Raw genomic sequence first — 12,423 nt, 5'->3', positions numbered from 1 at the left:
ATGTCCGATCCGACTGACTCCTTCGCCTTCGCCGGTCCCGCGATCGACCGTGCCGATACCGTGCGCAACGATCCGGCCGCGCTGCGCCAGGCCTGGGACCAGGCACGGGTGCTGGTGCTGGACGCCGAGGGGCACGCGCATGCCGAGACCGACGGACGCCCGCTGATCGCCAACGCCGCCGCGCTTGGCGCGCCGGCGGAGCAGGCGCTCTTCCTCGGCCTGGACCACGGCCAGGCCTGGTTCGCGCTGGCCGCCGAGGCGGTGCCGCAGCGGGCGCCGCCGCCGCAGCGCATCGACCTGCGCCGCGCCGCCGCCGAGTGGCCGGCGCTGGAGGCCGGCCTGTTCGCCTACGCCCGCGCGATGCTGCACTGGCAGGCGCGCACCCGCTTCTGCGGCGTGTGCGGCGGTGCCATCGCGCTGCAGCGCGGTGGTTTCCTCGGCGTCTGCACGCAGTGCGCCAGCGAACACTATCCCCGGGTGGATCCGGCGGTGATCGTCGCGGTCAGCGACGGCCGGCGCCTGCTGCTGGGGCGCCAGGCGAGCTGGCCGGCGCGGCGCTACTCGGTGATCGCCGGCTTCGTCGAGCCGGGCGAATCGCTGGAGCAGACGGTGGCGCGCGAGGTGGCCGAGGAGACCCAGGTGCGGGTGCGGCCCGGCAGTTGCCGCTACTACGGTGCGCAGCCGTGGCCGTTTCCGGGCGCGCTGATGCTCGGCTTCAGCGCGCAGGCGGAAGCGGACACGCCGCAGGTGGACGGCGAACTGGAAGACGCGCGCTGGTTCGAGCGCGAAGAGGTCGGCGCCGCGCTGGCGCGCCTGGCGGCGCACGGCGACAGTGCCGACGACGGCCACGGCCTGCGCCTGCCGCCGCGCATTTCCATCGCCCGTGCGCTGATCGAGGACTGGTACCTGCACGGCGCGCCGGCCTGACCGCGCCGGCGCGCTGCGCGCATCCGTTTCAGAACGGTCCCGGAGGACCTGCATGTTCACGACCCTCGTCGCTGTGATCGTCGCCCTGGTGCTGGGCCATGTCGCGCCCGGCATGGTGGCCTCGTTGCGCCGCTTCGACGCCTTCGGCGACTGGCTGAGCTGGCTGGACACGCATGCCGGCGAGGGCAGCACCTGGCGCGGCCGCTACGGCATCGCGCTGGCGTTGCTGCCGCCGCTGCTGCTGGTCGGGCTGTTGCAGTGGTTGCTGGCGGCGCCGCATCTGGGCCTGCTGACGCTGTTGTTCGGGATCGCGGTCCTGGCCTTCAGCTGGGGGCCGCGCGACCTGGATACCGACGTGGAAGCGATCATCGACGCCGACGATGCGGCGGCGCGGCAGTTGGCGGTGGCGCAGTTGCAGGCCGATGGCGGGCCGCTGCGCGCCGATCCGGCCGGGTTGGTCGAGGCGGTGGCGGTCAGCGCGCTGCGGCGCTGGTTCGCGGTGTTGTTCTGGTTCCTGCTGCTGGGGCCGTTCGGCGCGCTGGGCTACCGGTTGCTGGCGCTGGCCGCGGTCGGCCCGTATGCGTCGCGGCTGCCGCCGGCCACCGCCGCCGGCGCGCGCCAGCTGCTGGCGGCGATGGAGTGGCCGGTGGCGCACCTGATGACGTTTTCGCTGGCCCTGGTCGGCAATTTCGAAGCGGTGTTCGGTGCCTGGCGCGCCGCCGGCGGCAAGCGCTGGCAACTGGACAGCGGCTTCCTCGGGCCGGTGGCCTGCGCCAGCGTGCGCGGCGAACTCGATGCCGAGGCGCACGACTACAGTGATGCGGGCATGGTGGTGCCGGCGCTGCGGCGCCTGCCCGAGCTGCGCGATGCGATGAGCCAGGTCTGGCGGGTGCTGCTGCTGTGGCTGGTGCTGCTGGCGCTGCTGGTGATCGCCGGCTGGGTCAGCTGAGGCTGCTCCCGACATCAGGGCGCCTCCACAACCGGCTTCTGCCACGCATGACGTTGTCGCGTAGGAGCGGCTTCAGCCGCGACGGACTTGTCGGGAACGCTTGGCGCGGCTGAAGCCGCTGCTACAGGGCGCGTGCCGACGTGACGAGAGGTGCCCATCAGCCGGGCTGGGAGGTGCGCGTCTGCTACCCGACGCGACGCGGCGGATACGGCAGGCCGGCTAGTGCGGCGCCAGCAGGGTGAACGGGAACCACGGCAGGTTGCGTGCGATCCAGTAGCCCGGCAGCGCGACCAGCCAGAAGTTCGGCCGCGAGACCACGTTGATCACCGGTGCGAACCAGGCTGCGCGCCAGCCGGCCTTCCAGGCGACCAGGCCGGGCAGCAGCGCCAGGCCGAGCATCGCGCCGGGATTCATCGCGAACGCACCGACCGGGTCCAGATGCACCAGCGCATGCAGCGCCCGCGTCATGCCGCAGCCCGGGCAGTAGTAGCCGGTGAGCGCATGAAACATGCACGGCGCGAACGGGTTGTTCGCGGCATTGGGGTCGAAGCGGTACAACAGCGTGGCGCCGCCGGCCGCGAGTGCGGCGGCGGCGCCCAGGCACGCCCGTTGTTGCCAGGCGCGCATGCCGATCAGCTCGCGTGCTGGATCTGCTGCATGTAGTCCATGTAGCTCTGCATGCCGCCGGTGGCGAGCATGCCGATGTTGATCAGCAGGCCGATGATGGCCAGCGCGGTGGTCACCCAGCACCAGGTCTTGGCGGTGTTGGAGGCGCGGCGCGCACCCTCCAGGTCGCCCTGGTTGAGCAGGCCGTTGACCTTGCTGGAGAACACGATGGCGACGATGCCGGTGATCAGCGCCGGGCAGCACAGGCAGAAGCCGAGCACGGTCGAGATGATCGCCCAGGCCAGGTGGTTGGGGACCGGACCGGGAACGCCGGAGGCGGGGGCGGGCGGAGGCGTGACGGGGCCGACGGTGCTCATGTGGATCTCCTTGATGGGTGGTGCACGGCAGTTGCTGAGTCTAGACGAGTCGCTGCGGTGCGGGTGTGGCGGGCCGTCAGTGCGGCGCGAGCAGGGTGAAGGGAGACCAGGGCAGGTTGCGCAGCAGCGCGTAGCCGAGCAGCACCCACAGCCACAGCCGCGGGTCGGCGAGGATCTTCAGCAGCGGCGCCAGCGGGCGCAGGCGCAGGCCGGCGGCGTTGAGCGCCATGATCGCCAGCAGCGGCAGTGCCACCACCAGCAGGGGATTGCTGCTCCAGGCGTGAGCCAGGTCCAGATGCACCAGCGCGTGCAGGCAGCGGGTGCTGCCGCAGCCGGGGCAATACAGGCCGGTGAGGGCGCGGAACGGGCAGCCCGGCAGCGGATTGCCGGGGACATTGGGATCGACCCGGCGCAGCACCACGGTGGCGACCACCGCGGCGCCGCTCAGTGCGGCCAGCGGCAGCCAGCGGGGCAGGGACTGCAGGCGCGGCAGGGACATGGCAGGCAGGCGAGCGCGTGTGGCCGGCCGCCGTCGCAGGCGACGGCGGCCGCGGTCCTCAGGACATGGACGACTGCTGCATCATGCCCAGGCCGCCCAGGGCGAAGATGAAGATCAGGTACAGCACGATCAGCACCACCGAGGTGATCGCCGAGTAGATCGCCCACTTCTTGGCCTTGTCCGCCGACTCGCGCGCGCCGGTCACGTCGCCCGCGGCGAGCTTGGTGTTGACCTGCGCGGCGTAGACGATGGACACGATGCCCAGCGGCAGGCAGCAGAACAGCGTGGTCAGGATCGCCCAGACGAGGTTGTTGGACACTTGCGGTGCGGTGGTATTCATCCGTGTTGCTCCGGTGGTTGGGTGGTGAAACGGGAAACGCCCAGGGTCAGTGGCTGGTCAGGCTGCCGAGAAAGGCCAGGCCGCCGAACAGCAGGAACCACAGCGCCATCAGGATCGGCAGCGCGAACGCGGACCACATCGCCCATAGGCCGGCCTTGCGCGATGCCTCGCGTGCGCCGGCGATGTCGCCCGCGGCGCGGCGGCCATCCACCTGCGAGGCGTAGACGATGGAGACGATGCCCAGCGGCAGGCAGCAGAACAGCGTGGAGAGGATGGCCCAGACGAGATTGTTGGGCACATAGACGCCCGTCGCGTTGGGCGCTGGTGGTGGTACGACCTGATTCACTGTCCTCGGTCCTTCGCAATGGACGCCGCTGCTTGTGGCGTCTCCCCTGCGGGTAATTTACCCGAAGCGCGCGCCCGCGGCACCTGCGCCACGCTCAGGCGGCATCGCCGCGCAGCCGCCGCACCTGCGCTTCCAGGGTCTCGGCGGTGGCCTGCGCGCCGGGCACCGGCGCATCGGCCATCACCTCGACATGCGCGCGGAAGCGCCGCGGCACGCGCATGCGCCGCAACCGCGAATCGCGCTTGCTCCACATGCTGGTCCACATGTTGCGCAGCGCCATCGGCACCACCGGCACCGCGCGGCGCGCCAGGATCTTCTCCACGCCGGACTTGAACGCGGCGATCTCGCCGTCCTTGGTCAGCGCGCCCTCGGGGAAGATGCACACCAGTTCCCCTTCGGCGAGCGCGGCGTCGATGGCGTCGAACGCGCGCTGCATCAGTTCGGGGTCTTCGCGCGCGCCGGCGATCGGGATCGCCTTGGCGGTGCGGAAGATCCAGCGCATCACCGGAATGTTGAAGATGCGGTAGTACATGACGAAGCGCACTGGCCGCGGAATCGCCGCGGCCAGCACCAGTGCGTCCATGTAGCTGACGTGGTTGCACACGATCAGCGCGGCACCTTCCTCGGGCACGTGACGTTCGACCCCGTGCAGGCGCAGCCGGTACAGCGTGCGCACCATCACCCAGCTGAGGAAGCGCATCAGGAATTCGGGGACGATGCTGAAGATCCAGATCGCCACCAGCGCGTTGGCGATGGCCAGTGCCAGGAACACCTGCGGGATGCTCAGCCCGGGCATCGGGATGCGCGTGCCGAACAGCTGCAGCTCCCGCATCTGCAGGACGATGCCGATCATCGCCGCCAGCACGATGAACAGCGAGTTCTGGATGTTGAGCCCGGCGATGACGCGCGACAGCTCCGTCTTCGGCGTGCGGCTCTGGATCAGCGCGAACAGCGGCACCACGAACAGGCCGGTGCACAGGCCGATGCCGACCAGGTCGAGCATGATCCGCCAGCTGCCGGCCTGGTGCACGAACTGGCCGATGCCCAGGCCGGTCTGCAGCGCGGCGCCGGGCCGGGCGAAGTACAGGTCGAGCATGAAGGCGCTGATGCCGAACGCGCCCAGCGGCACCAGGCCGATTTCCACGGTGCGCCCGGACAGCTTCTCGCACAGCAGCGAGCCGGTGCCGGTGCCGATCGAGAACAGCGCCAGGGCGAAGATGTACAGGTCCTGCGCGCCGCCCAGGTTGAGTTCGGCGTAGGTCGGCAACTGCGCGGTGAGCACGGTGCCGACGAACCAGAACCAGGACACGCCGAGCACGGCGTTGCGCACCGCCAGCTGGCGCCGGGTCAGGCGCATGATCGCCAGCGATTCCGGCAGCGGGTTCCAGTTGATCTTCAGCTCGGGCGCCCCGGCGTCGACCTTGGGGATGCAGCGCGCCACCAGGTTGCCGGTGACCGCCAGCGCCACCACCGCGGTGGCCGCGGCTACCGGCCCGTGGCTGCCTGCGATCTGGAAGATCAGCCCGCCCAGGATCATGCCGCACAGGATCGAGATCGAGGTGCCCATCTCGACCAGGCCGTTGCCGCCGGTCAGTTCCTCCGGCTTGAGCACCGACGGCAGGATCGAATACTTCACCGGCCCGAACAGGGTCGATTGCAGGCCGGTGCAGAACAGCGCCACCAGCAGCACCGCCATGTTCTCGGTCAGGAAGCCGACCGCGGCCAGCGACATGATGCCGATCTCCATCGTGGTGGTGATGACCACCAGCCGCGATTTCTCCAGCTTCTCGGCGATCTGCCCGGCCAGCGAGGAGAACAGGAAGTACGGCAGGATGAACAGCGCCGGCGCCAGGTTGGTGTACAGCGTGCGCTGCTCGGGGGTCACGCCCAGATAGAACAGCAGGCCGATGATCGCCTGCCGGTACACGTTGTCGTTGAAGGCGCCCAGCGCCTGGACCACGAAGAACGGCAGAAAGCGGCGTTGCCGCAGCAGGGCGAACTGGCTGTGGGCGGACATGCAGGCTCCTTTGCGAACGCGCGCAGCCTAGCAGGTTCGCCGCGCGCGCAGGCGTGGCGCGCGGCGGCGCGCCCCGGCGGTGTCCGACGCGGCCTGGAGGGCGTCGCGCCGCGCGCGCAGCAGGGCGATGAAGGCGCGCGCGGCCGGGGTCGGGTCCGGCCGCCACACGGCGTAGGTGAGGAAGCGGAAGCGCTCGCGCAACGCCACCGTGGCCACGCCGTGCATGCCGGTGGCCATGGTCTGCGGCACCACCGCCAGGCCCAGGTCCTCGGCCACCAGTTGCCGCTGCAGGTCGGCGTGGGTGACCTCGTATTGCAGGCGCTGGCGCAGGCCGGCGGCGGCGAAGGCGCGGTCGATGATGCCGCGCACGCCGGCGCCGGGGGTCAGCCCGGCCATCGGTGTGTCCTCCAGTTCACGCAGGGCGACCTCGCGGCGCGCGGCGAAGCGGTTGCCGGGCGCGGCGATCAGCGCCAGCCCTTCCTCGTGCAGCAGCAGGTGCTGCGGCGGCAGCGCCACGTGCGGGCCGACCCCGACCAAGGCCACGTCGAGCCGGCCTTCGCTCAGCTCCAGCAGCAGCGCATCGCTCATGCCGGTGCGCAGGTGCACGTCCACCGCACTGTGCGCCTGGCGGAACTGGCGCAGCACGGCCGGCACCTGCACCGCGTTCAACGAGGAGATCTGGCCGATCTGCAAGCGGCCGCGCACCGTGCCCAGGGTCTGCGCCATCTCCTCGTGCAGGCGCTCGGCCGCGCGCAGGGTGGCGCGTGCGTTGTGCAGGAACACCTCGCCGGCGGCGGTGGCGCGCACGTGGCGCGCACCGCGCTCGAACAGCCGCGCGCCCAGCGCCTGCTCGATCTTGGCGATCTGGTGGCTCAGCGCCGATTGCACGGTGTGGCAGCGGCGCGCGGCCGCGGTGAAGCTGCCTTCCTCGGCGACGGCGACGGCGAATTCGAGCTGGCGCAGGGTCAGCATGGGCTTGCCTGGCGCGCACCATGGCGACGTTGCGGTCGAGCAGCGGTGGCGCTGCTCGCAGGCAGCGCCGCTTGTCGCTGCGCGGTCTGTTGCCGCCGCCGCCTCATGCCGGGCGTCCCAGCCGCTTGCGCCATTGCTGGCGCAGCCACAGGCGGATGTTGTAGCGGCGCTTGCGGCTCATGAACGGGTAGCGCAGGGTGATGCCGAGCAGGCCGCACAGCGTGTCCAGCCGCGGCGCATGCGCGGGCAGCGCATCGCAGCGCACCGAGATGCGGTCGCAGCCGGCGTCGTGGGTGCGGTGGATGACGTCGGCACGCATGATCAGCAGGTCGCCGACCGCAAGCTGCGGCACCACCTTGTGCGCTTCGAGGTCGAAGCCGATCTTCCAGCCGGGACTGGCGTCGTGCAGGTCCTCGATCGCATACCAGTCGCCGATGGCGATGGCCTGCCCGGGAAAACGCAGCCGGAACCAGTCCAGCGTGTCGGCCTCCACGCAGCGGAAGCGCAGCGCGCCGCGGCCCTGGATGCGCTCATGCAACCGTGGATCCAGGCGCGCGACCACGTCGTCGGCGACGATCGCCACGTTGGCCAGGCCGGCGTCGGGCTTGAACACCGGCATGTAGCAGATCAGGTAGTTGCGGTGGTCGCCATGCAGGAAATAGCTGAAGTGGTCCAGGTGCCAGTTGAGCGCGCCGCCCGGCGCAGTCTTCGGATCGCGGTGCTGGTCGAACGGCAGGCGCAGGCTCGGCGCGGCATGGCTCTCGCGGATGCGGATGGCGCAGTAGCCGAAGCGGTCGGCGGCGATCGCCAGGCCCATGGCCGCGGCCACGGCCGGCACGGTGGCGGCGATGCGCGCCTGGATCCGCTGCATGTCCGCCGCCGGCAGGTCGCCGATCACGCCGTCGTGGAACTTCTCGGCGCCTTCCAGGAAGCGCAGCAGGCCGTCGGGGATGTCGCCTTCGCCCAGGAAGCCGCGGACCACCGCGTAGCCGTGCTGGTGCAGCGCCTCGGCGATGTCGGTGCTGGGCATGGTGCGGGTTCCTTCAAAGCGATGGCGGTCGGGGTGGCTGTGTCCCAGTCTGGACGTTGCGTCCGTTTGGAGCGCGATCCGCCGACGTGACCCAGCCGTCGGCAGCGACGCTCACGCTATCTCAAAAGCAGATGGCAGTGGTGAAAAAAATGCGTTTGAAAGATCGATCCTGCCGCCACAGACTGCGCCCCTCTCTTCGATCCGGTTCCCGTCCATGGACACGACCTCACATCCGCCGATACGCCGCGGCCTGGTGCTGCTGATGGCCATCGCCACCGGCCTGGCGGTGGCCAGCAACTACTATGCGCAGCCGCTGCTGGAAGTGCTGGCGCAGACCTTCGCCATCGACGTGCGTCGCGCCGGCGCGGTGGTCACCACCGCGCAGCTGGCCTATGCCGCCGGCCTGCTGTTCCTGGTGCCGCTGGGCGACCGCTTCGAGCGCCGCAGCCTGATCGTCGGTCTGTATGCGCTCAGCGCGGTCGGCCTGCTGGTCAGCGCGATGGCCCACAGCTTCGCGCTGCTGCTGCTCGGCACCCTGATCACCGGCCTGAGCTCGGTGGCGGCGCAGATCCTGGTGCCGTTCGCCGCCACCCTGGCTGCGCCGCACGAGCGCGGCCGGGTCATCGGCACGGTGATGAGCGGGCTGCTGCTGGGCATCCTGCTGGCGCGCACGGTGTCCGGCCTGCTGGCCGGCGTCGGCGGCTGGCACACCGTGTACTGGGTGGCCGCGGCGCTGATCCTGGTGGCCTCGGGCCTGCTGTGGCGCGGCCTGCCGCGGCACCCGGGCAACCCGCACCTGTCCTATCCGCACCTGATCGGCTCGGTACTGGCGCTGCTGCGCGACGAGCCGGTGCTGCGCGCGCGCTCGGTGCTGGGTGGGCTGCTGTTCGCCGGCTTCAGCATGTTCTGGACCACCCTGGCGTTCCTGCTGTCCGGCCCGGACTACCGCTACGGCACCGCGACCATCGGCCTGTTCGGGCTGATCGGCGCGGCCGGCGCGTTCGCCGCCAATCTCTCCGGCAAGCTGTCCGACCGCGGCGCCGGCCACTGGGTCGGCTGGGGTGGCCTGGTCATGCTGCTGCTGTCGTGGCTGTTGCTGCTCGGCGCGCCGCACTCGCTGTGGTTGCTGATCGCCGGGGTGGTGTTGCTGGACGTGGCGGTGCAGGGCGTGCACATCGGCAACCAGAGCGTGATCTACCAACTGGATCCGGCCGCGCGCAACCGCATCACCTCGGCCTACGTCACCTGCTACTTCATCGGCGGTGCGGTCGGGTCCAGCCTCGGCACCGCAGCCTACGCCTACGCCGGCTGGCGCGGGGTGGCGATCGGCGGTGCGGCGCTGGCGGTGGCGGCCTTGCTGTGGATGGGCATCAGCGTGCGGCCGGCGCGGCCAGCACCGGCGCCGGCGGCGCCGGAGCGGCGCTGACCGCCTGCGCGGCGGCACGCAGCTTGGGCAGCAGGCGCAGGGTCAGGGCGAGCTGGTTGCGCACCAGCCGGCGCTTGGCCTCGTCGATGCCGTCCTCGCGCTCCAGCGCGTCGGCCAGTGCGATCTCGGCGGGTTCGTCGGCGGCCGGCAGCGCGCGCCGCTCGGCCAGCGCGTCGGCCAGTGCGCCCAGCGCCTGCGGCAGGTAATCGCCGGCGCGGGCGATGTCCGGGTCGGTCTCGCCGGCCAGCGCGGCGCGGTGCGCGCCCAGCGCCGACAGGTAGCCGAGCAAGGTGTTGGAGAGGGCCAGGAAGCGGAAGCCGGCGTCCAGGTTGCGGCGGTAGCGGCCGGGCTCGCGCAGCATGTTTGACAACGCCACCGACAGCGCGGCGTCGGCGTTATGCATGTCGCGGCGGGCGATGCGGTAGGGCAGGTCGTCGCGCATGCCGCTGCGGTACTGCTCCAGCACCTGCGCCAGGTAGCGCGCGCTGCTGGACAGCACCGTCGCCAGCACCTGGTTGAGGCGCCGGCCCTGCCAGTCCGGCAGGATCAGGAACGAGGCGGCGGCGGCGATCGCGCAGCCGATCAGGGTGTCGAGCAGGCGCGGCCAGATCAGCATGAAACCGTCGCCGATCAGGTTGAAGCAGAACAGCGCCATCACCGTGATCGCCGCGGTGGCAAGCATGTAGCGGTCGGTGCGGGTGACGAAGAACACCAGCGTGCCGAGCAATGCGAACAGCAACTGCAGCTCGGTGCCGGGGAACAGCTGCATCAGCGCCCAGGCCGCGCCCAGGCCGATGAGGGTGCCGGCGATGCGCTGGGCCAGGCGCAGGCGGGTGGCACCGTAGTTGGGGCGGCACACGAAGGCGGTGGTCAACAGGATCCAGTAGCCGTTGCTGGCGTGGATCAACTGCATGATGGCGTAGCCCACCACCAGCGCGATGGCCATGCGCAGGCCGTGCCGGAACAGGACCGAGCCGGGCGTGAGCTGCTGGCCGATGCGCCGCAGCATTTCGCGCAGGGTGTGGGGCGAGGAGTCGCGCAGGCGGGTGTCGAGGGTGTCGCTGGTGGTGTCCGATTGCGCGGCCTCGGCCAGGCGCCGCTCGATGCTGTGCAGGTTGGTCACCAGCAGTTCCAGCGAACCGAGCAGCCGCGCCTGCCGTGGATCGGCGCGGGCATGCAGGAAATCCAGCGACTGCCGCAGATCGGTGGTGGCCTGCTGGGTCTGCTCGCCGTAGTCGAACGGCTGGCGCAGCCGGATCGCCTCGCCCAGGGCCGCGCAGGCCTTGCCCTGCAGGGCCAGCAGGTGCTGGCAGCGGTACAGCACGTCGCTGTGGAAGAACGCGTCGGTCAGCGCCTCGTACGGGTAGTGCGAGGAACTGGCGCGCTCGTGGAAATCCTGCGCCATGTAGTACAGGCGGAAGTACAGGCCCGACTGCACGCCGGGCCGGCCGGAGCGGCCGAAGCGGCTGATGATCGCGGTCTTGGCCGCGTTCAGCGCCGCCACCACCCGCGCGTTCTGCTCGGCCAGCGCCAGCCGCCGCGCATGCAGGTCGCTCTGCCGCACCGGCTCGAACAGGGCCGCCTTGAGCCGCAGGTAGCGACCCAGCTCCAGGTACAGCCGCGACAGCCGCTCGCGCACCGGCCGGTTGGCGAACAGCACCGTCCACAGCACCGACAGCACGCCGTACCAGCTGGCGCCGAGCAGCAACAAGGCCACGCCGTGCCAGGCGTTGCCGCCGACGTGGCCGTTCTGGTTGCCGTGGTCCAGGCCGATCATCGCGTAGATCGCCAGCGCCACCGTGGCCTGGGCGATCGAGGCGTAGCGTTCGCCGAGCGCGCCGAGCAGGGTCAGGGCGAAGGTGGACAGCGCCAGGCCCGCCGCGAACGGCCACGGATACGGGAACAGCAGCACCACCGCGGCCGCGGCGGCGGCAAAGCACAGCAGTGACAGCAGCACCGACTTGATCCGGCCCAGCCAGTTGTCGTCGGTCTCGGCGATGGCGCTGGCGATGGTGCCCAGGAAGATCGCCGGCACTGCCTCCAGTTGCTGCTGGTGCCAGCACACGCCCATCGCCACCGCCAGCGCGATGAACACGCGCAGCCCGTAGCTGGCCTTTTCATGGGCCCACAGGCGGCTCAGGCGGGTTTCGATCGAGGGGCTCGGCACCGCGACACGATAGCGCACCGTCGCTGTATGCGATCCCCCTCGAGCGGGCCCGTCTACGCGAGTGCGCTCAGACGTCCAGTTGCCGCAGGCGCGCGTCCAGCAGCGCGGGGAAGCGCTTGTACCAGGTCTGGTTGAGCGGCGAGGGGTGCGGCAGCGGAGACAGCACCACGCGGCGGGTGCGGCGGCCGTCCTCGCTGCGCAGCTCCACCTCGGTCTGCGCCTGGAAGCGGTCCTCGCGCGCCCAGAACGCGTCCAGCGCCGCGCGCACCTCGCGCGGCTGGTCGATGCCGAACCACAGGAAGGCCTCGCGGCCGAGGGTGAGGATGGCGTGGCCGCGCCACTGCTCGAGCAGCAGGCGCCGCATCAGCGGGTGGAAGCGCCGCTTCACCGGCATCGACCAGGCCTTGTTGCACACCGGCTTGTACGGCACGGTGTTGAGCCAGAATGCAACGCGGCCGGCCTCGAGCCCGGCGGCGAAATCGGGCATCTCCGCGCCGTCGTGCAGGTGCCGGTACAGCGCCTTGCGCACCAGCTGGCCGCCGCTGCCGACGAAGGGCTCGCCGTGCTCCACCTCGCTGCGGCCCGGGTCGCGGCCGAGGATGCAGAGGCGTGCATCACGGCGGCCGAGGCCGATGATGGGATCGAGCGGATCCTTGCCGCAGGCGGCATAGGCCGCGGTGTCGATGCCGTCGGTCTGCGCGGCGAGCGCGCGGAAGCGGGTGCGGAGGGTCGGGGAGAGGGGCATGGGGGTTGCGCGAACCGGGGGA

General features: G+C 71.1%; 13 protein-coding genes. 3 read left to right on the top strand and 10 right to left on the bottom strand.

What is annotated here, in order from left to right:
- Both nudC and FHR56_RS02680 read left to right on the top strand, forming a co-directional pair.
- Entirely contained in the window at positions 1-927 is a 927-nt protein-coding gene (nudC, locus tag FHR56_RS02685; RefSeq protein ID WP_160946139.1) for an NAD(+) diphosphatase, read from the top strand.
- 52 nt (positions 928-979) lie between these two features.
- Positions 980-1,876, top strand: a complete 897-nt coding sequence (locus tag FHR56_RS02680) for a hypothetical protein (RefSeq protein WP_160946140.1) — start codon at positions 980-982, stop codon at positions 1,874-1,876.
- 219 nt (positions 1,877-2,095) lie between these two features.
- Here FHR56_RS02680 and FHR56_RS02675 read toward each other — a convergent pair whose 3' ends face one another.
- The 8 genes from FHR56_RS02675 to FHR56_RS02640 all read right to left on the bottom strand — a co-directional run bounded on the left by FHR56_RS02675 (position 2,096) and on the right by FHR56_RS02640 (position 8,063).
- Positions 2,096-2,503: a DUF2752 domain-containing protein gene (locus FHR56_RS02675; RefSeq protein ID WP_160946141.1), complete on the bottom strand. Its 408-nt coding sequence runs from the start codon at positions 2,501-2,503 to the stop codon at positions 2,096-2,098.
- Between the two features lie 5 nt (positions 2,504-2,508).
- Positions 2,509-2,859 carry a CD225/dispanin family protein gene (locus FHR56_RS02670; protein WP_160946142.1) on the bottom strand — a complete coding sequence of 117 codons (351 nt, stop codon included), beginning with the start codon at positions 2,857-2,859 and terminating at the stop codon, positions 2,509-2,511.
- 76 nt (positions 2,860-2,935) lie between these two features.
- On the bottom strand, positions 2,936-3,358 hold the full coding sequence (locus FHR56_RS02665; RefSeq protein ID WP_184502400.1) for a DUF2752 domain-containing protein: 423 nt from the start codon (positions 3,356-3,358) through the stop codon (positions 2,936-2,938).
- Positions 3,359-3,416: 58 nt separating this feature from the next.
- Positions 3,417-3,698: a CD225/dispanin family protein gene (locus tag FHR56_RS02660; RefSeq protein ID WP_160946144.1), complete on the bottom strand. Its 282-nt coding sequence runs from the start codon at positions 3,696-3,698 to the stop codon at positions 3,417-3,419.
- Between the two features lie 46 nt (positions 3,699-3,744).
- A complete protein-coding gene (locus FHR56_RS02655; protein ID WP_048489319.1) occupies positions 3,745-4,044 on the bottom strand; it encodes a CD225/dispanin family protein in 300 nt (99 codons plus the stop codon).
- A gap of 94 nt (positions 4,045-4,138) precedes the next feature.
- On the bottom strand, positions 4,139-6,061 hold the full coding sequence (locus tag FHR56_RS02650; protein ID WP_160946145.1) for an MFS transporter: 1,923 nt from the start codon (positions 6,059-6,061) through the stop codon (positions 4,139-4,141).
- Positions 6,062-6,088: 27 nt separating this feature from the next.
- Positions 6,089-7,033 carry a LysR substrate-binding domain-containing protein gene (locus FHR56_RS02645; protein ID WP_160946146.1) on the bottom strand — a complete coding sequence of 315 codons (945 nt, stop codon included), beginning with the start codon at positions 7,031-7,033 and terminating at the stop codon, positions 6,089-6,091.
- Positions 7,034-7,136: 103 nt separating this feature from the next.
- Positions 7,137-8,063: a hypothetical protein gene (locus FHR56_RS02640; RefSeq protein WP_160946147.1), complete on the bottom strand. Its 927-nt coding sequence runs from the start codon at positions 8,061-8,063 to the stop codon at positions 7,137-7,139.
- A 214-nt stretch (positions 8,064-8,277) separates the two neighbouring features.
- Between FHR56_RS02640 and FHR56_RS02635 the strand changes: the two genes are divergently transcribed.
- Entirely contained in the window at positions 8,278-9,489 is a 1,212-nt protein-coding gene (locus FHR56_RS02635) for an MFS transporter (RefSeq protein ID WP_160946148.1), read from the top strand.
- Here the strand turns inward: FHR56_RS02635 and yccS are convergent.
- Both yccS and FHR56_RS02625 read right to left on the bottom strand, forming a co-directional pair.
- Entirely contained in the window at positions 9,434-11,656 is a 2,223-nt protein-coding gene (gene yccS, locus FHR56_RS02630) for a YccS family putative transporter (RefSeq protein ID WP_160946323.1), read from the bottom strand. The two genes, FHR56_RS02635 and yccS, sit on opposite strands and share 56 nt — an antisense overlap.
- A 67-nt stretch (positions 11,657-11,723) precedes the next feature.
- On the bottom strand, positions 11,724-12,401 hold the full coding sequence (locus FHR56_RS02625; RefSeq protein ID WP_160946149.1) for a uracil-DNA glycosylase family protein: 678 nt from the start codon (positions 12,399-12,401) through the stop codon (positions 11,724-11,726).
- Positions 12,402-12,423 lie beyond the last annotated feature (22 nt).

Source organism: Xanthomonas sp. F10 (assembly GCF_014206815.1).
GTDB lineage: Bacteria > Pseudomonadota > Gammaproteobacteria > Xanthomonadales > Xanthomonadaceae > Xanthomonas_A > Xanthomonas_A indica.
This window is presented reverse-complemented; position numbering and strand designations above follow the sequence as displayed.

What these genes read in the sequence shown, in the direction of transcription:
- nudC (WP_160946139.1), top strand. Translation starts at nt 1, where the DNA reads ATGTCCGATCCGACTGACTCCTTCGCCTTCGCCGGTCCCGCGATCGAC.
- FHR56_RS02680 (WP_160946140.1), top strand. Translation starts at nt 980, where the DNA reads ATGTTCACGACCCTCGTCGCTGTGATCGTCGCCCTGGTGCTGGGCCAT.
- FHR56_RS02675 (WP_160946141.1), bottom strand. Translation starts at nt 2,503, where the DNA reads ATGCGCGCCTGGCAACAACGGGCGTGCCTGGGCGCCGCCGCCGCACTC.
- FHR56_RS02670 (WP_160946142.1), bottom strand. Translation starts at nt 2,859, where the DNA reads ATGAGCACCGTCGGCCCCGTCACGCCTCCGCCCGCCCCCGCCTCCGGC.
- FHR56_RS02665 (WP_184502400.1), bottom strand. Translation starts at nt 3,358, where the DNA reads ATGTCCCTGCCGCGCCTGCAGTCCCTGCCCCGCTGGCTGCCGCTGGCC.
- FHR56_RS02660 (WP_160946144.1), bottom strand. Translation starts at nt 3,698, where the DNA reads ATGAATACCACCGCACCGCAAGTGTCCAACAACCTCGTCTGGGCGATC.
- FHR56_RS02650 (WP_160946145.1), bottom strand. Translation starts at nt 6,061, where the DNA reads ATGTCCGCCCACAGCCAGTTCGCCCTGCTGCGGCAACGCCGCTTTCTG.
- FHR56_RS02645 (WP_160946146.1), bottom strand. Translation starts at nt 7,033, where the DNA reads ATGCTGACCCTGCGCCAGCTCGAATTCGCCGTCGCCGTCGCCGAGGAA.
- FHR56_RS02640 (WP_160946147.1), bottom strand. Translation starts at nt 8,063, where the DNA reads ATGCCCAGCACCGACATCGCCGAGGCGCTGCACCAGCACGGCTACGCG.
- FHR56_RS02635 (WP_160946148.1), top strand. Translation starts at nt 8,278, where the DNA reads ATGGACACGACCTCACATCCGCCGATACGCCGCGGCCTGGTGCTGCTG.
- FHR56_RS02625 (WP_160946149.1), bottom strand. Translation starts at nt 12,401, where the DNA reads ATGCCCCTCTCCCCGACCCTCCGCACCCGCTTCCGCGCGCTCGCCGCG.